We start from the raw sequence: 20,888 nt of genomic DNA, 5'->3' as shown, positions 1-20,888 counted from the left end.
ATCTCCATGGCCTATGAAAATCCCGGAGCTGATGAGATTGAAGGCCTGCCCGAGACCTAGAGACTGTCAGGGTCCCCAAAGAACATCTGAATCCTCGACCGCAACCACCGCTCCGCCGGGTCGTTATCCTGCGCCCCGCGCCAAGCCATGTGCAGCTCGAAACTGCGCACGGGTATCGGCAAGTCTTCGGCCCGCAACCCACCCGCCGCCGTCAGCGCATCGGCCGTGTAGTCGGGCACCGTCGCCACGATATCAGTCCCGGCCAGCAAGCTCCCCAGCCCGTTGAACTGCGGCACCGCCAGTACCACATGGCGCTTGCGACCAAGCTCTTCCAGTGCTTCGTCGATAAACCCGGAAAGGTCACCTGCAAACGACACCAGTGCATGCGGCCGATCACAGAAGTCGTCCAGGGTAATGCTGCCAGGCACGCTGTCGGCCCGCAGCAGCTTCGGCATGCTGCGGCGCAGTATCTTGCGCTTGGCATTGGCCGGCAGTTCACTGGTGTAGCTGACACCTACAGAAATCTCGCCCGAGGCAAGCAGTGTGGGCATCAGCAGATAGTTGACCCGTCGTACCACCAGCACGATACCTGGTGCTTCGGCGCGGATGCGCTTGAGCAACTGCGGCAGCAGGGCGAACTCGGCGTCGTCCGAGAGGCCGATGCGGAACACCGCCTTGCTGGTGGCGGGGTCGAACTCGGCAGCACGGCTGACCGCGGTGGAAATCGAGTCCAGTGCCGGGGACAGCAAGGCAAAGATCTCGTGGGCCCGTGCGGAGGGTTCCATGCTGCGGCCGGTGCGTACGAACAGTGGGTCGTCGAACAGGTTGCGCAGGCGCGAGAGGGCCGCGCTGATGGCCGGCTGGCCGAGGAACAGTTTTTCTGCAGCACGCGTGACGCTGCGCTCGTGCATCAGCGTTTCGAACACGATCAGCAGGTTGAGGTCTACGCGACGCAGGTCGTTACGATTCATCGGTGCGCTTCGCCTAAAGTGGGGCAGGGGTGAATCTTAAGGCCAAAGGCTGTTACCCTGCACGGGTTTAGGGGTACCAATCGCATGGAAAGCCAGGTGCCCAATCGATGACAAGCATGTCGACTATTAATGACCGCTGATGGTCTAACCGCTAAAGCCCCGATAGAGTGAGTGGTAATTAGAGGTTCACAAAGGCGAGGTATGCGATGTCCCGCATGATCCGTTTCCACAAGTTCGGCGCTGCCGATGTGCTCCGTTGCGAGGAGCAGGCCGAACCGTCACCCGCTGCCGACGAGGTACAGATCCGCGTTCAGGCGGTTGGCGTCAGCTGGTATGACGTGCTTTGGCGCCAGAACCTGGCGCCGTCCCAGGCACGCCTGCCGGCGGGTATCGGCCATGAGATGGCCGGGGTGGTGACTGCGGTCGGTGAAGGCGTCGAAGACATTGCGGTGGGCGACCGGGTTGCCAGCTTCCCGGCTACCAGTGCAAACGACCACCCGGTATACGGTGATGTCATCGTGCTGCCGCGGACCGCCATTACCCGCTACCCGGATGTGCTCACCCCGATCGAGGCCAGCGTGCACTACACGCCACTGCTGATCGCCTATTTTGCCTATGTCGACCTGGCCCGTGCCAAGGCCGGGCAAACCGCGCTGGTTACCGATGCCAGCCACTGTGCCGGCCCCGCCTTCGTACAGTTGGGCAAGGCGCTGGGGCTGAAGGTGTTTGCGGCCACCAAAGAGCCAGAGCAGCGTGAATACCTGCTGGGCCTGGGCGCCGACAAGGTGATTGTCACCGAAGAGCAGGACTTGCTGCTGCAGGTAGGCAAGTACACCGATGGCCGTGGCGTGGACATGGTACTCGATGGCATGGGCGGGCCGCAGATGTCGCTGCTCGGCGATGTGCTGGCACCGCGTGGCAGCTTGGTATTGTATGGCCTGCAAGGCGGTAACCAGACGCCATTCCCGGCCTGTGCCGCGTTCCAGAAGAACATTCAGTTCTACGTGCATTGCATCGGTAACTTCACCGGCAAGCCCGAACTTGGTATCAGCCAGGATCAGGTGGCACTGCAGCGGGCCCTGCGCGATATCAACCAGTTTACCGCCGACCAGCTGCTGACACCGCAGATCATCAAGGTGTACCCGTTCGAGCAAGTGGTGGAGGCCCATCGTTACATGGACCAATGCCCTTGCGGAGGCCGGGTGGTGCTGGACATGGCACAGCACTGACAACCGTTTGCAAAGTCGAAAAACCCGGGCCGAGTCCCGGGTTTTTTATTTGTTGTGCAGGTAGATTGAATAGTAATAAAAAGAATATTCCTACAACTTTCTCAGATGCGGACTACATACGGGGCGCCGAGTCCGCGTTTCGTGGAAATATTCCGCCAAATATTCAGCCTTGAACTATTTCAGCATGGCGCCCAGTGTGTTTGCACAGTAGCACTGAATGGTTTTTTTACCCTGATCTGTATCTTCTATTCGCTCTGCATCCCCCGATAATGGCCTGGTGATATTTGCGCAAGGAGCGTGGAATGAGCATGGCTGTGCCTGAGGAAGGGCTGCGTGAGGCAGCGGCAGGCCGTCGCAAGGGCGAAGATTTTTTGAAGGTTTGGCGACGGTGATGCGTTACGACATTACTTCAGTTTGGATATAGGAAGTTTCTTCTGGATGAAGATGATGAGGTGATTTCGTGACGGTTATTCATGATCAGGCAATGCACTATGTTTACCAGCAAGTGCTTGAACGCTTGTTGGGCCACATGTCCCAGGCGCAGCGCGCATCTTTGCAACTGCTGATCCAGCGGATAGTCGTTGCAGCAGGTGGGCCGGAGTACATTGGCACGTTCCGTGTAGTGGTACTGCAAGGCAGTGATCGCCGTAGTGAACGGCTGCTGGCCATGCTTCGCGCGGCACAACTGAGCATCGCCCTGCGTGCGTCGGTAACGTTCCAGTTACGGGTGCTGGTCGTCAACCTGCCAGTAGCTGCAAGTGCCACGCTTGAGCGCCACGAGCGCAGTTTCAGCGCCCTGTTTCTGCAGGACGATCCGCGGGTTCAACTGCAGATGATCGAAGGGAGTGAGGTGGTGCCTTTCAGCCGTCGACCTTCGGCAGTACCGGAGCGTTGGCTGCAGGCAAGAAATGCCATGCTGATGTTCGGCCACCTGGTGGATGCCAGGCCCGAAGCCTTGTTGGGAAGCCGCCTGCACCTGGAACTGGCCGACGCAGTGGGTATTGCGTTGCAGGCACCGACACCGGCCGACGTATTGATCACTGCCATTCCCGCCCGCCAGCGGCGCCGCTACCTGGCGTGGGCCCGGCGTAGCCTGCGCCTGACAGCGGAGCATGGCCGGCATCTGTTGCACCAGTGTCCGGCGTCGCTAGCTCAGGGGTTGAGTCGTTTGCACGGTGCTCTGGGCATGGCGCCGGGCAAACTGGCGGAGCCGGCCCTCGTGGACGCGGCTGAGTCTGCACCGTTACGTGTGATTGCCCTTGATGACCTGTTGCCGCACCTGTTTGACGGGCCGCAACTCGACGTCATGCTGGGTGGTGGCTACGAAGCTGCTCAGGATGCCTGGCCATTGGCGGCGTTCGCCGATTTGCAGGCGCCGGCGCAACTGCACGAACTACGCGCGTGTAGCCACGGGCCTCAGGCTGCTCGCCCAGCGCTGCGGCTGGCTGGCCAGCCGGGCGACAGCAAGTGGCGCGAGGGCCACACGTTGCAGTTGGCCAAGGCCTACGGTATCAACCAGACGCAACTGCTGTGCCTGTTGTTCAGCCCGTTCGCCAGGCAGGGCAAGTACCTCGAGCGTTTTCTCAAGTACCGTCACGCCGACATGCTGGTTGCGTTGCCTTACCTGCATCGGGCTCTGCAGGGCAAACCCTGCCCTGATGCGGTGAGAGACTGGCTGGTGAATACCAGTGGCTTGACGCTGGGGCAACTGCGGGCGATCTATGCAGGGCGCATAACGCTAAGCGCCTGGCGCTTGCAAAGCGCCCTGGCCCGGCGCGATGTGCAACTGAGGTTGCTACCGCGGTCGTCGTCGGGGCGGCGGAGCAAGGTGCCGGGGCCGTATTGATGGGCCAAGGGGGAAGCGGCGAATTCGCCTATCGCAAGGTTTATCGCTACCTGGAAGCGTTGATCGAGCAGGGCGCAAGCGATGGCTCATGCAAGCTCCCGTCATTGCGTGCGCTGTCCCGGCTATTGCGGGTGTCATTGGTTACCGTGCAGAGTGCCTACAACCTGCTGGAGGAAGAAGGGCGGGTACAGTGTTTGCCGAGGTCTGGCTACTACGCTCAGGCTACTGGCAGGGCAGCGCCAGCAATACTTGCGCAGCATTCACCCTTGCCAGCCCAGCTGATGCTGGAGCAGCTAATGCTGGGCCAGGAGCGGCGGTTGGCCCGCCAGCGCGCAAATAGCCCGGCACCCTGGGAAGCACTCGGCCGCACCCGCTTGCGCATTGCCCTGGCTGAGCGTTACACCCGCTCCTCCAGCCAGTACTGGCGGGCCGCGGACGTTCAACTGGCCCCCGATGTGCAGGCACTGCTGGAGACGCTGCTCGTGGGGTTGGCCTTGCAGGGTGGAACGGTGCTGGTGCAATCGCCCTGCTGCTGGCAGGTGTTGCGCGCCTTGGCGCGTGCCGGCATGCGCGTACTCGAGGTGCCAGCGGACAATCGAGGTAATCCAGACCTGCGCGCCCTGGCCCGTTTGCTGGAAAGCGAGCCGGTGTGCATGCTGGTCATGCCGTCTTGCCTTGGCATGCCGCAGGGGCAATTGGTGTCGCCGCACTACCAGCGGCAGTTGGGGCAGCTGCTTGACCAGCATCCTGTCTGGTTGCTGGAAAACGATCTGGACAGTGAGGCCTGTTACCGCGGGCCGCCACGTGCGCGCCTGCGCGACTGGGTCGAGCCCCGCTGGCTGTTGGTGATGGGGGCATTCGAGGCAGCAGTGGGGGGCGAGGCCCCTTCTGCCTATGTACTGGGCCGTGATACCGCGCTGGCGAACGCGTTTGCCGATCGCGAGTATCGGCTTGCACCGCTGCGCCTGCAAGCATTGGCGCAGATGCTAGGCAAAAGGCCTATCGAGATGCAGTTGGCGCAACTGCGTGCCGAAATGCAACGGAGCACCCAATGCCTGGCGCGTGCGCTGGAAATGCAGTTCGGCCAGCGGGTGGCGTTGCAGATGCCCCAAGGCGGGCGAATGTTGTGGGTACGTTTTCGCCAACCCCTGATGTGGGATGGCATCGCTGCGGCGCTGGCAGGTTCGGTTTTGCATGCGCTGCCGGGCTGGCAGTTCAGCCTGCAAGGGCGTTACACGCAGTATCTGGCACTTGTGTGGCTGGGTGACCAGTTGGAGGGCCTGCAGCAGGCAGTCGAGCGCCTGGCGCAAGCACTGGAGCCACGCCGTGGGCGGTCTGTCCGTGTGAAACGTTAAGTGCCAAGGGCTCTACCAGACCCACGGCACTTGCCAGGCGCACGGGTCTGTATGTATAAACAGTATCCCTTTCCGTTGCCTGCGCCTGTCCGTGATCGCTCATTCCGTCGACGACCCGTTTTACTACCTGCACAATTTCAGGCAGGTATTGCTGTGGGTTGAGCAGCGCTACAAGGACCTGCTCGACGATCAGGAACTGGCCTTCATCCAGGCGTTCAGCTTATTGCAGGCGCCATCCCAGGCGCTGATGGTGCGCATGGTCATGCGCAAGGGCGAGCTATTTCGCAGTGACCGGCTGGAGTACGTCGAAATTGGTGATACCGGGCAAGCCCTGCAGCCCTTGCTGGCCCTGCGGTGGGTGCAGGAACCCGAGCAGTTGGCACTCGAGCAGTTGTTTACGCTGCTGCGCAAAGATGAGTTGGCCCACTGCTTCGCCAGCCATCTGAGCCGCCCCCGCGCCGCCAAGCACGACCTGCTGCTGCAACTGCAGCCCTTGGGGCTAGCCGCCCGTTCACTGGCCGAGTGGTACCCAGCCAGTGGGGTGCGTATTCTCCAGTGGTGCCTGCAACCTCTGTGCGACCGTATGCGCCTGTTGTTCTTTGGCAACCTGTACCAGGACTGGTCAGACTTCGTGCTCGCCGACCTCGGTGTGCTGCGCTACGAGCAGGTGCCGTTCAGCACGGGCTCGCGCGCCCTGCAGCAACGCGCCGAAGTGGACCTGGCCATGGCATTGCACCTGTGCGCCGAGCGCCTGGAGCAGGGCGACGACCCTGTTTCGATTCTGGCGGCCTTGCAAGGCCTGCACAGCGACAACCCCTGGCTGGCCCGGCGCCATGCGCGGCTGCAGTTCGCCCTGGGCCAGCAGTGCGAGCGCCTGGGCGAGTGGGATCAGGCCATGGCTGTGTACAGCCAGTGCAGCCATGCCCAGGCGCGCATCCGCCAGGTGCGGGTACTTGAGCGCTGCGAGCAATGGCCGCAAGCCCATGCACTGGCATTGCAACTGGCAGCGGCGCCAGCCAATGCCCTGGAGGTGCAGGCACTGGAACGCATGCTGCCACGCCTGGCGCGCAAGCTCGGTGGGCCGCCACAGCGGCGCCAACGTGTCGCGCCCCTGGACCTGATTGAGCTCGAGCTGCCTCGCGAGCACGCCGCACTAGGCGTGGAAGAGGCCGTGCGTCAGCACCTGGCGCAGGAGGGTGGGCAGGTGCATTACGTGGAGAACACGCTGTTCAACAGCCTTTTTGGCCTGCTGTGCTGGGAGGCGATCTTCGCCCCGGTGCCCGGCGCGTTTTTCAACCCCTTCCAGGCCGGCCCCCAGGACCTGCATGACAATGACTTCCAGCAGCGGCGCAGCGCTTTGTTCGAGCACTGCCTGGGGCGGCTCGATGATGGCAGCCATCGCCAGGCGATTCTTGATTGTTACGCTGCCAAGCAAGGCCTCCAGTCACCGTTCGTGTTCTGGTCCATGCTTAGCGAGGCGCTGTTGGAGCAGGCCTTGGCCTGCCTGCCGGCCGCCCAGCTGAAGCAGTGCTTCCTGCGCCTGCTGCAGGATATTCGCAGCAATCGTGCCGGCATGCCCGACCTGATTCAGTTCTGGCCTGAACAGGGTCGCTACCGCATGGTCGAGGTCAAGGGGCCTGGTGATCGCCTGCAGGACAACCAGCTACGCTGGCTGGAATTCTGTCGGGCCCACGGCCTGCCCGTCGCTGTGTGTCACGTGCGCTGGAGTGAAGCGCCTTGAGTTATCGGGTGGCGGTCCGCGCCTTGTGTGAATTCAGCGCCAAGGTTGGCGATCTGGACCTGCGCTTCACGCCATCACCCACTGCCCAGGAAGGTATCGAGGGCCATCAGCGGGTGGTGGCGCGGCGTGCCGCTGGCTATGAAGCGGAAATCGCCCTCGAAGGCCAGTTCGAAACCCTGACGGTGCGTGGCCGCGCAGATGGTTATGACCCCGTCTGCAACCGCCTTGAAGAGATCAAGACGCACCGTGGCGACCTGGCCCGCCAGCCGGCCAACCACCGTCAGTTGCACTGGGCGCAGGCCAAGGTCTACGCCTGGCTGCTGTGCCAGGCACGGCAATTACCGGCCATCGAGGTTGCGCTGGTGTACCTGGATGTGGACAGCGATAGCCAGACGCTTATCAGCGAACACTGCACAGCTGCCGAACTGCAGGTTTTTTTCGAAACCCAGTGCCTGATATTCCTGGCCTGGGCTCAGTACCAGCAGCAACGCCTGGCCGAGCGTGATCAAGGCCTGCAGGCACTAGGCTTCCCCTATGCGCAGTTCCGCCAGGGCCAGCGGCAATTGGCAGAGACGTTGTACAAGGCAGTGAGTACGGGCCGCTGCCTGATGGCCCAGGCCAGCACTGGCATTGGCAAAACCCTGGGCACATTGTTCCCGTTGCTCAAGGCCATGGTGCCGCAGCAGTTGGACAAGGTGTTCTTTCTCACGGCAAAGACGCCGGGCCGGGCGCTGGCCCTCGACGCCCTGCGCCAGATCACCGATACCACGGCGCAACCTGCCTTGCGCACGCTGGAACTGATCGCCCGCGACAAAGCCTGCGAGCACCCGGACAAGGCCTGCCACGGCGAGTCCTGCCCGTTGGCGGCCGGTTTCTACGACCGCTTGCCGGCCGCGCGCGAGGCAGCCGCAGCGCTGCCCTTGCTCGACCGCGCCAACCTGCGCGAAGTGGCCCTGATGCATCAGGTGTGTCCGTACTACCTGGGCCAGGAAATGGCACGCTGGGTCGATGTGCTGGTAGCGGACTACAACTACTATTTCGATGCCCATGCCTTGCTGTTCGGTCTGACCCAGGCCAACCAGTGGCGGGTGGCGGTGCTGGTGGACGAAGCACACAACCTGGTCGAGCGCGGGCGCGGCATGTACAGCGCCAGCCTGGACCAGGGCCAGTTGATGGCGCTGCGCCAAAGCAAACCGCAGGGGCTGGTCAGTGCGCTGGACCGGCTGAACCGGCAATGGAACGCGCTCTATAAAGAACAGCGTGCGCCGTACCAGGCCAGTGATGCGCTGCCGGAAGGCTTGCTGAAGGCCTTGCAGCAGTGCATCGGGCTGATCCAGGAACAGATGAACCAGGCGCCCACGCAGATTGACCCGCAGGTGTTGCAGTTCTTCTTCCAGGCGCTGCAGTTCAGCCGGGTTGCAGAGCTGTTCGACAAGCACTTTCTGTTCGATATCAGTGTGCGGCAAGGCCCGCGCAAACGCAGCCTGGCTACCCTGTGCCTGCGTAATGTCACCCCGGCGCGCCTGTTGGCGCCACGCATGCAGGCGGCGCGCAGCGTGACGCTGTTTTCCGCCACGCTCAGCCCGCGGCATTTCTACAGCGACCTGCTGGGTATGCCGGCCGACACAGCCTGGCTGGAGGTTGCCGCACCGTTTCGCGCCGAACAATTGCAAGTGCGTATCGCCAGCCAGGTGTCTACCCGTTACCAGCAGCGCCATGCCTCGTTGGCGCCGATCGTCGAGCTGATTGCCGAGCAGTATGGGCGCATGCCAGGCAACTACCTGGCCTTTTTCAGCAGTTTTGAATACCTGCAGCAGGTTGCCGGGTTGCTGGCCGAACGGCACGCGCAGATTCCGCTATGGGCCCAGGAACCCGGTATGGACGAGGCGGCCCGCCAAGGGTTTCTCGACCGTTTTGTCGCCGACGGGCGCGGCGTTGGCTTTGCTGTATTGGGCGGGGCTTTTGGCGAAGGGGTGGATTTGCCGGGCACACGGCTGATCGGTGCTTTCGTCGCCACGCTCGGGTTGCCTCAGGTCAATCCGGTCAACGAGCAGTTCAAGCAGCGCTTGGGCAGGCAATTTGGAGCGGGGTTCGATTACGCCTATCTCTACCCTGGGGTGCGCAAGGTCATCCAGGCGGCGGGACGGGTCATCCGTGGCGACCAGGATCGCGGCGTGCTTGTGCTGATCGACGAGCGCTTTGCCGAGCCGCGGGTTCAACAAATGTTCCCGGGTTGGTGGCCACAGGCCATTTAGTCGGCGCCCAAACCAAGCGTCGCAAGTGCGGCTGACGACATGCCAAATAAGGTAACATCCTGATCTCGTTGTCGTTTCGACTTGCTTCAGACATTGGCCGGACCATTGCCGGCCAACGCTTCGCTACAGGATTCACGCTTTGTCCGATCTCTCGAAAAATCCGCTGCTGCAGTACATGGCCCGCCTGGCCCCATCCAGCCAGCAAACCATGCGCTACATCCTTCAGGACGCCGCCGACCGCCTTGGCTTTGTCGACTGCAACATCGTCGATGTGCCCTGGCATCGGCTTGAGCCCGGCCATGTGATCGCCCTGGTGTCGGCTTTGCGTGCCGACGGTTACGCGCCCAACAGTTCGTCGCTGTACGTCAACGCCATTCGTGGGGTAATGAACGAGGCCTGGCGCCAGGGCCTGATCGACCATGAGCAGTTGTTGCGTATTCGCGAGGTCAAGCCGGCCACTGGCACGCGCCTGCCGCCTGGGCGCAACTTGCGGCGCAGCCTGATTCGCGAGCTGATGGATGTATGCGCGGCCGACCCACGGCCGCAGGGTGTGCGCGATGCGGCGATCATTGCGTTGCTGTACGGCACCGGTATGCGCAAGTCGGAGTCGGTAGACATCGACCTGAACCAGGTCGATTTCGAGGCGCGCAGCTTGCAGGTGGTGGGCAAAGGCAACCACCAGCTCATCAAGTATGCGCCACCATGGGCGTTCGAGAAGTTACAGGCGTGGCTCGAGCTGCGTCGCCTGGACCTGCCGGCAGGGGCCGAGGACGACCCGTTCCTGTTCAACCGTATCCGCCGCGGCAGCCACATCACCCGGGCGCGGATCACCAAGCACGCGATCTACTACATCGCCCGCCAGCGCGGCGCGCAGGTAGGGGTGAAGATAATGCCGCACGACTTCCGCCGGGCGTTCATCACCCGGGTGATCGAAGAGCATGACCTGTCGATTGCGCAGAAGCTGGCGCATCACGCCAATATCCAGACCACGGCCATTTATGACCGGCGCGATGACAACGAGCGACGTCGTGCCGTAGACCGTTTCGACTACTGAAGCCCGCAGCGTCGGGGGCTCTTACAGTACGTGTTGGAGCGGGCAGGCCCGGCCAGTGCAATTGGCCGGGCCTTCTTCAATCAGACCAGCACGCCCTGGCTACGCAGGTAGTCGTCATAGGTGCCGCTGAAGTCCACCACACCATCCGCCGACAGCTCGATGATGCGCGTAGCCAGCGACGACACGAACTCGCGGTCGTGGCTGACGAACAGCAAGGTCCCCGGATAGTTTTCCAGCGCCAGGTTGAGCGCCTCGATCGATTCCATGTCCAGGTGGTTGGTCGGCTCGTCCATCACCAGCACGTTCGGCTTCTGCAAGATCAGCTTGCCAAACAGCATGCGGCCTTGCTCACCACCGGAAATCACCTTCACCGACTTGAGGATCTCGTCGTTGGAGAACAGCATGCGCCCCAGGGTGCCGCGGATTACCTGCTCGCCGGAAGTCCATTGGCCCATCCAGTCGAACAGGGTAACGTCGTCTTCGAAGTCGTGAGCGTGATCCTGGGCGTAGTAGCCCACTTCGGCGCTGTCGGTCCACTTCACCGAACCTGCATCCGGGGCCATTTCGCCAACCAGGGTGCGCAGCAGGGTAGTCTTGCCGATACCGTTGGGGCCGATGATCGCTACGCGCTCGCCTGCTTCGACGGTGATGTCGAAGTTCTTGAAAAGCACTTTGTCGTCGAAGGCCTTGGCCATTTTCTCTACCACAACCGCTTGGCGGTGCAGTTTTTTGTTCTGCTCGAAGCGGATGAACGGGCTGACGCGGCTGGATGGCTTGACCTCGGCCAGCTGGATCTTGTCGATCTGCTTGGCACGCGAAGTCGCCTGCTTGGCCTTCGAGGCGTTGGCCGAGAAGCGGCTGACGAAGGTCTGCAGTTCGGCGATCTGGGCTTTCTTCTTGGCGTTGTCCGACAGCAGCTGCTCGCGCGACTGGGTAGCGGCAGTCATGTACTCGTCATAGTTACCCGGGAACAGGCGCAGCTCGCCGTAATCCAGGTCAGCCATGTGGGTGCAGACGCTGTTGAGGAAGTGGCGGTCGTGGGAAATGATAATCATGGTGCTGTTACGCGCCGTAAGGATCGTTTCCAGCCAGCGGATGGTGTTGATGTCCAGGTGGTTGGTCGGCTCGTCGAGCAGCAGCACGTCCGGGTCCGAGAACAGTGCCTGGGCCAGCAGCACACGCAGCTTCCAGCCCGGTGCCACTTCGCTCATCGGGCCGAAGTGCTGCTCCAGCGGGATACCCAGGCCCAGCAGCAGTTCACCGGCGCGGGATTCGGCGGTGTAGCCGTCCATTTCGGCGAATTCCGTTTCCAGTTCGGCAACGGCCATGCCGTCTTCTTCGGTCATTTCCGGCAGCGAGTAGATGCGGTCGCGCTCGGCCTTGACGTTCCAGAGCTGGCCATGGCCCATGATGACGGTATCGATCACGGTGAACTGCTCATAGGCGAACTGGTCCTGGCGCAGCTTGCCCAGGCGGGTGTTCGGCTCGAGCATGACCTGGCCACCGGAAGGCTCCAGGTCACCGCCCAGGATCTTCATGAAGGTCGACTTGCCGCAACCGTTGGCGCCGATCAGGCCGTAGCGGTTGCCGTTGTTGAATTTTACGGAAACGTTTTCGAACAGCGGCTTGGAGCCGAACTGCATGGTGATGTTAGCGGTGGAGATCAAGGAGCTTACCTATCAATAACTTACGTGGCTTCTTCGCAGCTTCGGACCAATTTCGGACCAATTTGGAGCTTTTCCAGCTCCAGCCAGTCGTTGGACGAATTAATCCAGCGCGCATAAGTCGATAAGAGCATCTGCACGCTATGCCCGAGCTGTTGGGCGATAAATGCGGGGTTGAGACCAGACATTGAGCATATTGTCGCATAGGTGTGACGGCAGTTGTATGGGGAGCGACGCCTGATCCCTAATTCATTCAGCGCCAGCACCCATTGTTTAGGGATAGGGGAGGGCGTTGGCGAGCAACGCTGGTATGCTTCGCCGCTTACCAAACAAGGAGAGTGGTAATGGGGTTGCGGGACAGGCATAAGGCTTTGCAGGAATGGCTGACTCCAAGGCGCCGTCGGGGCATTGGGGTAACTCTGATCGTCGCCTGGATCGCTGCGACGGTAGTGTGGCCCGGCATCAATTGGGCTTGGATAGGTGGGCCAGGTGTGTACATGCTCTTCAGCGCTTGGCCGCCGGAGCTTCACGACAAGCGATAGGGCCCTGGCGGGCAGCGTCGGAGGGTCAGGGGCTCGCGAATCTTGAACGACAGCATGGCGGTGGCGCCGTTGTTGAAGCAGTCGGCCAGAAACTACTGCAATTATGCAATGTGAATCTCGTCAATGAATCCCTAGATTGCCTTCTTTATGTCTATGAGCGTTCGCCCTGCTCGACGTGCCGAAAGCAGGCCGTCAAAGCATTGATCGATACGAATCAAGCACCCGGTTGGCTTCGAGTGGAGGCGGCATTCGATGCCGATCCTGATACACGAGCACTCGTCGTTCCAGCCCGTTGAGTTTCGGTAGTGGCAACAGGCTTTTTACTCACTATCGGCCCTTGAGGATCGTCCCATTTGGGTCGATGGCGGTCAGTTACGGCCGGCAGCTTTCGACCCATAGCTGCCACTGATGAAGTACCACCCGCAAACTATCCACGACTTCTGTGGGAGCGGCTTTAGCCGCGAAGCAGGCGACGCGGTGGCTGGCACCGGCTTTGCCGGTGTTCGCGGCTAAAGCCGCTCCCACAGTGTGCGCGGCGCGCCCGCGAAATCAGTTTGTCAGCGCCGGCCTTGGGTCGACAGTTGCCGGTCACGAATGACAGTTTTCGACCCACTGCAGCCGGTGAGCTGAACAGCAATCTTTGTGGGAGCGGGCGTGCCCGCGAAGAATCCAACGCGGAGCCTGGCACCGGCTGCGCCGGTGTTCGCGGGCACGCCCGCTCCCACAAAGTCCGCTGTCAGTCGCAACGGCCGCAACGGGCCGATTGCGGCCAGTCGTAACCGTCTGCTTTCGACCCATAGCGGCCATTCGCAAACGGCCAGAGGCGGGCACTGGGCTTCAGTGTTACACCCCAAGCGACAGCGCACCGCAGTACATCAGGGTATTGCATATAACCATCTGGGCGACCATGAATCCCATGGCGGCACCCAGAGCACCAACACCCGCGACGATCCATGGCAAGCGTGTTTTCACCCGAGCCCTGAACAGCCAGGCTGACACGCTTGCACCAATCAACATGCCGGGCACGGAAAACATATGCCCAAGCGCCAACATTCCTTCGGCGTGATCCTGGCTGGACATGATTTTCATATAGATCAACAGGGTGGCGATGGCTGTAACTGTCGTTCCGGTGAGAAAAAGAGCGGGCGATCGCAAGATCAAGCCAGGTACAAGAGTCACGGCGGGCACTGCGAGGAGGTACCCAAGACCTATGTGCAGCGGATCGGCACCCATGCTGGCGTAAAGGAGAACGGCAGTGATCATCAGGATTGAATAGGTAAGATCATCTCTACGGGTCACTGTCATTCCTGCCCTAGCTTTCAGGTCCGTGCCTGATAGCTTAGAAGACGGGAAAGCCAGTGCTCCGTGAGCCCCCCTTTTAGTGGGTAGTTGTTGATCACAACAGCTCGGCTGGGACACAAAAGGGCTCACCGGGAGGGCAGTCTGAACGGCAGACTACCCTCCTGATGCTTCAAAGCTTGTACAGGATGGTGTAGGACTCATCCGTTCTTGGTTCAATCGTGATCGGAATGCCGAAGAGCTTCCCTCGACAATCGCTGACCACACAACGATACACCGTTCCTTGCTGAAGCTGGGCCCACAAGCCTTCATCATGTATCGCGATACCCACCACACGGTTGTTCGGGTCTTCTCTTACTTGAGCAACGTGATGGTCCAGATCGCATCCAAATTCAGCTGTGCAAAGTTCCGGGTCGTAGCCGATGAGCACGCCGTGCCTTTTCAGATCGTCCCTGATGCGCTCAATCACGTCGTCTGCTTCTTGTTTTAGCATGATCGTTATCTCGCGGTGCCTGTACTCATTAAAACTCTAGCTGACCCTGAGAATTTTCGTCGTTTATCGGCGTAATCAACGCCTGACCCTCATTCCGGACATTTCCCACCGCCTTGCCGACGGGATACCACCGAAATTCCGCAGCCGGCATGCAACCCTGTTCCACGATCTGCGCAGCTCGCTGCAGCGATGTGGCTGGGTCGATCCACTCCCGGGCGAGCGCAGGGGCCAGCACCAAAGGCTTCCTGTCGTGAACGTCGATCAGCCCCTGGTCCGCCGCTGCGGTGATGATCACAAATCCATCGCGCTGGTCCGGCTCGATGTCCTGATGGACCTCTGCAAGAGCAGCGAAATAAAGTGGGCCTGCGTCGGCGCTGGTGATGTAGTACGGCTGCTTGCGCTTCGGATCCGCCAGGTCGGGCACCCACTCGAACCACCCATTTGCCGGTGCCAAGGCTCTGCCATGTGGCCACAGGCCTTTGAAGAACTTTCCTGTAACAACCGTTTCTGCCCGAGCATTTATCGGGTCGGGTCGCTTCCCCTTCGCCCAGGACGGCGACCATCCCCACTTGACCCTATCCACGCTCAGCCCGCCTTCTACCTGGCGTAAGATTTCAACGCGGGTTGATGGCGCCACGTTATAGCGGCTGATCGGCTCGTGGTCGTATCCATTGATAATGACCAGATCCAGCGACAGCTGGCGCAGGTAGTGATCCATCGACTCGTAGATCGAGTAGCGTCCGCACATTTTCCATCTCGCCCGTCAGAATTTTCATCGCCCAGGATTGACCGGGCAGCCGATGCCGGATCTACTGTATATGCATACAGTTTGCATTGGACCTTCCATCATGACCATCACATTCCTGGGTACGCCCACCGGCGATACCGAACCGCTACCGCTCTATTCGTTCCACGTCCCGGCCGGGTTTCCTTCGCCTGCTGCGGACCACCTGGAAGGCCATATTTCCCTCGATGAGCTATTCGACCTCCGTGCGCCGCATGTGTATCTGGTGAAAATCGAGGGCGACAGCATGCAAGGGGCAGGAATCTACTCAGGCGATATCGTCATCGTAGACCGCGGCCGCGAAGCCGAGCATGGCGATGTGGTGATTGCTGCCGTCAACAGCGAGCCGGTGTGCAAGCGTCTCCACCGGCGCGACGGGGTGGTGATCCTGAAATCGGAGAATCCGGCCTACCCACCGCGGTACATCATGGAGGGCGATGAGCTCGTCGTCTGGGGTGTGGTGCGTTACAGCGTTCGCGACCATGCGCAGTGACCAGGTGTTCGCGCTGATTGACTGCAACTCGTTCTACGCGAGTTGCGAGCGCGTGTTCCGGCCAGACCTGGCCAAGACCCCGATCGTGGTGTTGAGCAACAACGATGGCTGCGTGATCGCCAGGTCGTACGACGCAAAGCCTTACGTGAAGATGGGCGAGCCGTATTTCCAGGCCAAGGACAAACTGCGCCGGCACGGCATCATGGCCTTCAGCAGTAATTATGCGCTGTACGGCGACATGAGCGAGCGCGTCATGACCCTGATTGAATCGATGGTACCCGCCGCCGAGGTCTACAGCATCGACGAGTGCTTCGCTGACCTGTCCGGCGTACAGGAAAACCTGACCCAGTTCGGGCGCAAGCTGCGGTCCAGGATCTTGCAGTGCACCGGTATCCCCGTGGGTGTCGGTATCGCCGGCACAAAAACGCTCGCCAAGCTGGCCAATCATATGGCGAAGCGCCTGCTGGCACAGACCGGGGGCGTGGTCGACATTACCGAGCCGTTCAAGCGCGATTGGGTGCTACGCAACACTGAAGTGAAGGAGGTGTGGGGTGTTGGCCGGCGGATGACCGCCCACCTTGAGGCGATGGGCATTCACACGGCGATGGACTTGGCCAAGGCGGATGCCTGGACGCTGCGGCAAAAATTCAGTGTGGTGGTGGAGAAGACTGCCCGCGAGCTGGCTGGCACGCCGTGTCTGGAGCTGGACGAGGCCGAGCCCGCGAAGCAGGAAATCTGCTGCAGCCGGATGTTCGGCAAGCGGCTGACAGAGCTGGCGCCCATCAAGCAGGCAGTGGCCACGTACGTTGGCCGGGCAGCGGAAAAGCTCCGGGCCCAGAGCTCCGTGTGCAAGCGCATGCGCGTCAGCATCCGCACCGGCATGTTCAACCCGGATGAGGCGCACCACGCACAAGGGGCGCTGGTGGAACTGCCATATCCAACCTGTGACACGCTGCTGATGACCCGACTGGCCACCGATGCGGTCGGGCGAATCTTCAGGCCAGGGTTTCGCTACAGCAAGGCTGAGGTGCTGCTGATGGACCTGCGCCAAGCAGGTGAATTTTCAGAGGACTTGTTTGCGCTCAAGCAATCGCTGGCATGTGACCGACTGATGCAGGTGATGGATAACATCAACGGGCGCTGGGGGAGAGGGACGATGCGGTCCGCCGGCGTGCCGGCAACACCGGACTGGGGAATGAGGAGGGAGATGATGAGCCAATCCTATACGACGCGGATCGACGAGCTATGGACGGTCAGATGTTGAACCTTCCATCAGCGTGGCTAGCTGAGCTGAATGACCAGTCGGCCTTGGTGTCGGATCCCGATGGGTGCGCTGCAGTGCTTGCCGAGCTGGCGATTTCTGCGCACCGACGCGGTGACGTTGATGCAGGCCAGTTGGCCGACATGCTGGAGTTTGCCGAGGCGGCCAGGTTGTGGGCGCTGATTGAGGATGAAGAAGCAGCTTGAGTCGCTCAATAGTTACGAACATATTGCTGCTCTGTGATCTTCACGCGCGACAAGGATTACCGTCATGCTGACATTTAACAAGTCCATCCTGGCTTCGCTCCTGCTCCTACTCGCTCCCGGATTAAACCAGACTCGACTTAATCAATGTCAGCAATGGGTCGTTAGCGGCCAGTTACGGCCGGCAGCTTTCGACCCGAAGCTGCCGGTGAGCCGAACAGCAATCACTGTGGGAGCGGGCGCGTCGAGGCGTCGAACCGCCGCGAAGAATCCACCGCGGAGCCTGGCACCGGCTGCGCCGGTGTTCGCGGGCAAGCCCGCTCCCACAGAGTGCGCGTCGTGCTCACGAACCCAGTAATTTTTCTGCTATGTGTTGAAAGCGCCGGTCGTTAATGGCTCCTTTCGACCCATAGCTGCCGGTGAGCCGAACAGCAATCTTTGGACTGCCCCCAATAAGTTGGACAAAAAATCCAACCCTTGGGGGACCTATGGGCAAATACACAGAGCAGTTCAAACTCACAGCCATCTCAGCCTACCTAGATGGCAATGATGGCTTCCGAAAGATAGCCCAGTATTTCGGTATCGACTTCAGCCTACTGCGGCGGTGGGTTTCTAGCCATCAGAGCAAGTCCAGCCTTTCTCCGCGTTCAAACGGGCAGCGTTATGATGACGATTTCAAGCAGCAGGTGCTGAGCTACGATGTTCATTCTCATCAACCGCGCCCGTAACCAAGTGAAGAACATCTATTGAGAGCGCAACGGCTTTTGTCTCTGGCTCAAGCGCCTCGAATCAGAACGCTTCCACACCTGCCCCGACCCGCCAGATACAAAGAAAATAACAGGGCCTTTACATTAGCTGAAGCTCTACCAGGGTACCTGCCTGAGTAACTTCAGTGCCGCCTGCAGCTCCAGTCCTGACATCAATTGTTGCCGTGATAATATCTCCATTCTCAGATACTCTACCTGATGTTAAAATTAGCTCGTAACTCGCCGTTTTATCAGGTGTATTAATATGAGCTGTAACAGGATTTGGCCCTGCCTTCATCAAATAGCCCGAAAGCTGACTGTAGTCCTCCCAGCGCTCTTTAGCTAACATTGCTCTTTGTGCGGCTTCAAGATGTAGTGTTAGCCGGCGACACACAAGCGTTACCTTTCCATCCGGTTGTATAGTTAATGTGTCGCCCAGGCTCAGTCCTTCGTGCTTCAGGCGTTCTGGATATCCTGTGTCCTTGCCTTCGCCTATGACCTTATAGACTTTGCGTTCAAGTTTTATATCCACTGGCTTTGTCCAGTCAGTCATTTCATTTTCGGTTGGCATGCACAATCACCATCGCGTTGTTAGACTACGAAATATTAAGAAAAGCTCGCTGAATTAAATGACTTATGAATATGAGTCCGCTTAACTACCTTCGGGCACCTATATTGGTCGTAGTAACAATAAGCGGCCGTATGAGTGTCGACAACTGGTAAAAATAACAGTTCTTCAGGCTGAATTTGAATTTCCATCCACGTGCTTATGCTAAATATAGTCGGTCGCGGATCGGGTCGAGGTAACGGGACCAGCCCGTTACCCTTCCCACACCACCGGACGTGCGGTTTTCCGCATTCATGAATAAAGTGACAGCACCCGGAAACGCCAGGGTGCTGGAACAGTTATTGCTGTAACCCTGAGACATTGAGCAAGCGGAGCGCGCCAAAATGACTCAGGATGACCGCTATTACATGGTTTTCGTTGTGGTTGCTGTGCTGGTCCTGGACCTGGCAGCGACCTTGGTGTTTCTGAAGGCTATCACCTGACCCCGATAGTGGGCGCGGCAATACGCGAAGTTGGGGCTTTTTGACATCAGCGCGTGACGGCCGCTAGATGAAATCTTGCAGTGAAAAAGACCAGCGGCTACCTGCCGGCTGAACATCCAGCCCTTGTGCAGTCCAACGTATGCAAGGCCTGGTTTCTCCTGGCCGGAGGTACGCACATGAAACGCAAGGCTGCATGGGTCGTCGTGGTGTCAGGGTTGCTGTTGCTCAGTGGATGCTGGCCGTATTGGCATGATGGCAGGCATCACCGTCATTACTATGACGGCGACCATCATGGTCAGGAGTACCGCCGCTACTGATGCTGTAGATTCCGTTCAGGGCACCATAAATTCTCCCTGAGCCCATATAGCAAACAAACATATGGCCTGCCCGTGATTGAGCAGTAACATGGGCAAACTAAAACTAAAAAAGGGCTTGGCAACACTTTCCCAGGTTCGCGATGGGGGCAGCAGGAGCGTGTCGCGTGAAGAGCTCAAGATCGCTAGCAGGTGCAATACTTTTTCCCGTATTGGCCACATTGATCATGGCCGGTTGCGCACAAAACCGTGACGTGCGTGACGGCCATGATTATACCTCTGGCTCCACCGCAAAAAGTCCACCCGCCTACCTGGGGTGTGTGAAGGGCGAACTTCCAGGCAATGTGAAAGCCTACGAGGTCGACGGCGACAACTCGGTCAGACTGTTCATTGAAAGTACCGACCCCAGCAAGGCAGATGGCCTGGTCGAACTGCGCACCACGGGAACCCAACACCAGTTCACGGCCTATCAACGCGATGCCTGGTACGACCATGGCAGGTTGCTGGATGCCGCCTTGATGTGTTCCAAAGCGTGATCCGCTAAACCCTATGGCACCAAGAGCCCGCCGACGAGAGCGGGCTCTTTTGGTACGGGTTCCGTGGTCTTGCCAGAACTGGCTGGTAGCGCCAGAGGGGGCGTAAGCTGCGCTTCTTTTTGCTTTTGCCAGCCCCGCCCGTAATAATCCGGGCATTTGGACGGAGTACAGCGGGTGGAAGCAAGAAGCGTTGTTGCTGAAATGTTCATCGGGATCCCGACGCATTTCTGGGTGTTGCCAGTTGCCGGCCTGGTTGCTTTCTACGGCCTGAAATGGGCTGGCCAATACCCTCGTCGTGCCACCCTGCTGCAGGTGCTCACCTACCTGTTGTTGCTTGTTCTGGCGGTGCTGCCCAACGGTTTTTATGCCCTGTTTCCGCCGGCTCCGGCACCTGAGGTTCTGCTGAACAACGCACCTTTGACCAATTACGAAGGCCTGTTCTATCTGGATGCGTTTTATGTGTTCAGTGGGTGGGCGCTGAGCAAAGTGGCAAAGCTCAAGTTCAGCTGATTCGGTGCCTAGCCCCCTTGGGTTAACAATGGAACAGAAATTGCTCATCCCTTGAAAACCGGTGCATTTGGGGGATAGGGCAATGCTTCCTGAAGACCTGTACGTGATGTTTTTCTTTGTTGCCAGCGTGTTGGCCCTTGATGTTGCGGCCCTCAGGCTTTACCGGGGAGCCAGGCCCTGACCCCATGTCTGGGGGCCGAAACGGGTCGCGGCATCAAAGCAGGCGGATGGCCAAACCGCGCTGGTCGTTCATGTGCGAGCACCTTCGATATCGTCAATCCTGGCGGCGACAGAGCGTAGTTCATCGGCGACGACATCAATGGACTTGATGTGCGCCGTGACATCGATTTCGCTCTGCGAGGTGCCACGGGCTTCCATGAACCTGGCGTGCCCGCTCATGGCCTGACTGAGTTGGTCCAGGTGGTCGGCTGTCCTGACCAGGTCTGACTTGATGCTATGAAGCGATTCCATGCTGATAAAGGCCTTCCCTGATCGTCACTTCAACGGTGCTGAGAGCATCGCCGCAGGTCAGGGTGGAACGC

Annotated in this window: 20 protein-coding genes and 1 pseudogene; 13 read left to right on the top strand and 8 right to left on the bottom strand. The window is 59.9% G+C overall.

The genetic code is table 11. The features are described from left to right. Positions 1–56: 56 nt before the first annotated feature. A complete protein-coding gene (locus tag ACIQUI_RS04570; RefSeq protein ID WP_403195305.1) occupies positions 57–971 on the bottom strand; it encodes a LysR family transcriptional regulator in 915 nt (304 codons plus the stop codon). A 206-nt stretch (positions 972–1,177) separates the two neighbouring features. Here ACIQUI_RS04570 and ACIQUI_RS04565 point away from each other — a divergent pair, with 206 nt between their 5' ends. From ACIQUI_RS04565 to xerC, 6 genes are all read left to right on the top strand, one after another. After that, a complete protein-coding gene (locus ACIQUI_RS04565; RefSeq protein ID WP_403195304.1) occupies positions 1,178–2,200 on the top strand; it encodes a zinc-dependent alcohol dehydrogenase family protein in 1,023 nt (340 codons plus the stop codon). A 460-nt stretch (positions 2,201–2,660) separates the two neighbouring features. Further along, the gene (locus tag ACIQUI_RS04560; protein WP_403195302.1) at positions 2,661–4,046 is read left to right on the top strand and encodes a hypothetical protein; all 1,386 of its coding nucleotides are present in this window, start codon (positions 2,661–2,663) and stop codon (positions 4,044–4,046) included. After that, on the top strand, positions 4,046–5,401 hold the full coding sequence (locus ACIQUI_RS04555) for an aminotransferase class I/II-fold pyridoxal phosphate-dependent enzyme (protein ID WP_403195300.1): 1,356 nt from the start codon (positions 4,046–4,048) through the stop codon (positions 5,399–5,401). Before ACIQUI_RS04560 ends, ACIQUI_RS04555 begins: the two co-directional genes overlap by 1 nt. A gap of 91 nt (positions 5,402–5,492) precedes the next feature. Beyond that, positions 5,493–7,142, top strand: a complete 1,650-nt coding sequence (locus tag ACIQUI_RS04550; RefSeq protein WP_403195297.1) for a VRR-NUC domain-containing protein — start codon at positions 5,493–5,495, stop codon at positions 7,140–7,142. Next, a complete protein-coding gene (locus ACIQUI_RS04545; RefSeq protein WP_403195295.1) occupies positions 7,139–9,397 on the top strand; it encodes an ATP-dependent DNA helicase in 2,259 nt (752 codons plus the stop codon). Before ACIQUI_RS04550 ends, ACIQUI_RS04545 begins: the two co-directional genes overlap by 4 nt. A gap of 139 nt (positions 9,398–9,536) precedes the next feature. Then, positions 9,537–10,451: a tyrosine recombinase XerC gene (gene xerC / locus ACIQUI_RS04540; protein ID WP_403195293.1), complete on the top strand. Its 915-nt coding sequence runs from the start codon at positions 9,537–9,539 to the stop codon at positions 10,449–10,451. A gap of 80 nt (positions 10,452–10,531) precedes the next feature. Here xerC and ACIQUI_RS04535 read toward each other — a convergent pair whose 3' ends face one another. The 5 genes and pseudogenes from ACIQUI_RS04535 to ACIQUI_RS04515 form a co-directional block, all read right to left on the bottom strand. Then, positions 10,532–12,118: an ABC-F family ATPase gene (locus ACIQUI_RS04535; protein ID WP_391137280.1), complete on the bottom strand. Its 1,587-nt coding sequence runs from the start codon at positions 12,116–12,118 to the stop codon at positions 10,532–10,534. A 20-nt stretch (positions 12,119–12,138) separates the two neighbouring features. Next, positions 12,139–12,402: pseudogene (locus ACIQUI_RS04530) on the bottom strand (site-specific integrase); the annotation flags it as partial. A 1,098-nt stretch (positions 12,403–13,500) separates the two neighbouring features. After that, complete coding sequence (locus ACIQUI_RS04525; RefSeq protein WP_403195290.1) at positions 13,501–13,956, bottom strand: hypothetical protein; 456 nt, start codon at positions 13,954–13,956, stop codon at positions 13,501–13,503. A gap of 172 nt (positions 13,957–14,128) precedes the next feature. Next, positions 14,129–14,449, bottom strand: a complete 321-nt coding sequence (locus ACIQUI_RS04520; protein ID WP_391137277.1) for a hypothetical protein — start codon at positions 14,447–14,449, stop codon at positions 14,129–14,131. Positions 14,450–14,477: 28 nt separating this feature from the next. Beyond that, positions 14,478–15,197 (bottom strand): SOS response-associated peptidase family protein, encoded by a 720-nt coding sequence (locus ACIQUI_RS04515; RefSeq protein WP_403195288.1) that lies wholly within the window; start codon positions 15,195–15,197, stop codon positions 14,478–14,480. Positions 15,198–15,297: 100 nt separating this feature from the next. Between ACIQUI_RS04515 and ACIQUI_RS04510 the strand changes: the two genes are divergently transcribed. The 4 genes from ACIQUI_RS04510 (at position 15,298) to ACIQUI_RS04495 (ending at position 17,918) form a co-directional block, all read left to right on the top strand. Continuing rightward, the gene (locus tag ACIQUI_RS04510; RefSeq protein WP_403195286.1) at positions 15,298–15,726 is read left to right on the top strand and encodes a LexA family protein; all 429 of its coding nucleotides are present in this window, start codon (positions 15,298–15,300) and stop codon (positions 15,724–15,726) included. Beyond that, positions 15,716–16,990: a translesion error-prone DNA polymerase V subunit UmuC gene (umuC, locus tag ACIQUI_RS04505; protein ID WP_403195284.1), complete on the top strand. Its 1,275-nt coding sequence runs from the start codon at positions 15,716–15,718 to the stop codon at positions 16,988–16,990. Before ACIQUI_RS04510 ends, umuC begins: the two co-directional genes overlap by 11 nt. Next, a complete protein-coding gene (locus tag ACIQUI_RS04500) occupies positions 16,984–17,193 on the top strand; it encodes a hypothetical protein (RefSeq protein ID WP_403195283.1) in 210 nt (69 codons plus the stop codon). The genes umuC and ACIQUI_RS04500 overlap by 7 nt, the downstream gene beginning before the upstream one ends. A 485-nt stretch (positions 17,194–17,678) precedes the next feature. After that, positions 17,679–17,918: a transposase gene (locus ACIQUI_RS04495; protein ID WP_403195281.1), complete on the top strand. Its 240-nt coding sequence runs from the start codon at positions 17,679–17,681 to the stop codon at positions 17,916–17,918. Positions 17,919–18,036: 118 nt separating this feature from the next. Here ACIQUI_RS04495 and ACIQUI_RS04490 read toward each other — a convergent pair whose 3' ends face one another. Further along, on the bottom strand, positions 18,037–18,507 hold the full coding sequence (locus ACIQUI_RS04490) for a hypothetical protein (protein WP_403195279.1): 471 nt from the start codon (positions 18,505–18,507) through the stop codon (positions 18,037–18,039). A gap of 559 nt (positions 18,508–19,066) precedes the next feature. On the opposite strand from ACIQUI_RS04490, the gene ACIQUI_RS04485 reads away from it, so the two are divergent. The 3 genes from ACIQUI_RS04485 (at position 19,067) to ACIQUI_RS04475 (ending at position 20,346) form a co-directional block, all read left to right on the top strand. Beyond that, the gene (locus ACIQUI_RS04485; protein WP_403195277.1) at positions 19,067–19,303 is read left to right on the top strand and encodes a hypothetical protein; all 237 of its coding nucleotides are present in this window, start codon (positions 19,067–19,069) and stop codon (positions 19,301–19,303) included. 164 nt (positions 19,304–19,467) lie between these two features. After that, positions 19,468–19,836: a hypothetical protein gene (locus ACIQUI_RS04480; RefSeq protein WP_403195275.1), complete on the top strand. Its 369-nt coding sequence runs from the start codon at positions 19,468–19,470 to the stop codon at positions 19,834–19,836. A 201-nt stretch (positions 19,837–20,037) separates the two neighbouring features. Next, on the top strand, positions 20,038–20,346 hold the full coding sequence (locus ACIQUI_RS04475; protein ID WP_403195712.1) for a hypothetical protein: 309 nt from the start codon (positions 20,038–20,040) through the stop codon (positions 20,344–20,346). 249 nt (positions 20,347–20,595) lie between these two features. Here ACIQUI_RS04475 and ACIQUI_RS04470 read toward each other — a convergent pair whose 3' ends face one another. Then, positions 20,596–20,817 carry a hypothetical protein gene (locus tag ACIQUI_RS04470; protein WP_403195272.1) on the bottom strand — a complete coding sequence of 74 codons (222 nt, stop codon included), beginning with the start codon at positions 20,815–20,817 and terminating at the stop codon, positions 20,596–20,598. Between the last annotated feature and the right edge of the window lie 71 nt (positions 20,818–20,888).

Origin of the sequence: Pseudomonas sp. NPDC090592, from assembly GCF_044769185.1 — a bacterium.
Classification (GTDB): domain Bacteria; phylum Pseudomonadota; class Gammaproteobacteria; order Pseudomonadales; family Pseudomonadaceae; genus Aquipseudomonas.
The sequence above is the reverse complement of the archived record's forward strand: the minus strand, read 5'-3'. Positions and strand labels throughout refer to the sequence as shown.

What these genes read in the sequence shown, in the direction of transcription:
- ACIQUI_RS04570 (WP_403195305.1), bottom strand. Translation starts at nt 971, where the DNA reads ATGAATCGTAACGACCTGCGTCGCGTAGACCTCAACCTGCTGATCGTG.
- ACIQUI_RS04565 (WP_403195304.1), top strand. Translation starts at nt 1,178, where the DNA reads ATGTCCCGCATGATCCGTTTCCACAAGTTCGGCGCTGCCGATGTGCTC.
- ACIQUI_RS04555 (WP_403195300.1), top strand. Translation starts at nt 4,046, where the DNA reads ATGGGCCAAGGGGGAAGCGGCGAATTCGCCTATCGCAAGGTTTATCGC.
- ACIQUI_RS04520 (WP_391137277.1), bottom strand. Translation starts at nt 14,449, where the DNA reads ATGCTAAAACAAGAAGCAGACGACGTGATTGAGCGCATCAGGGACGAT.
- ACIQUI_RS04515 (WP_403195288.1), bottom strand. Translation starts at nt 15,197, where the DNA reads ATGTGCGGACGCTACTCGATCTACGAGTCGATGGATCACTACCTGCGC.
- ACIQUI_RS04510 (WP_403195286.1), top strand. Translation starts at nt 15,298, where the DNA reads ATGACCATCACATTCCTGGGTACGCCCACCGGCGATACCGAACCGCTA.
- umuC (WP_403195284.1), top strand. Translation starts at nt 15,716, where the DNA reads ATGCGCAGTGACCAGGTGTTCGCGCTGATTGACTGCAACTCGTTCTAC.
- ACIQUI_RS04500 (WP_403195283.1), top strand. Translation starts at nt 16,984, where the DNA reads ATGTTGAACCTTCCATCAGCGTGGCTAGCTGAGCTGAATGACCAGTCG.
- ACIQUI_RS04495 (WP_403195281.1), top strand. Translation starts at nt 17,679, where the DNA reads ATGGGCAAATACACAGAGCAGTTCAAACTCACAGCCATCTCAGCCTAC.
- ACIQUI_RS04490 (WP_403195279.1), bottom strand. Translation starts at nt 18,507, where the DNA reads ATGCCAACCGAAAATGAAATGACTGACTGGACAAAGCCAGTGGATATA.
- ACIQUI_RS04475 (WP_403195712.1), top strand. Translation starts at nt 20,038, where the DNA reads ATGTTCATCGGGATCCCGACGCATTTCTGGGTGTTGCCAGTTGCCGGC.
- ACIQUI_RS04470 (WP_403195272.1), bottom strand. Translation starts at nt 20,817, where the DNA reads ATGGAATCGCTTCATAGCATCAAGTCAGACCTGGTCAGGACAGCCGAC.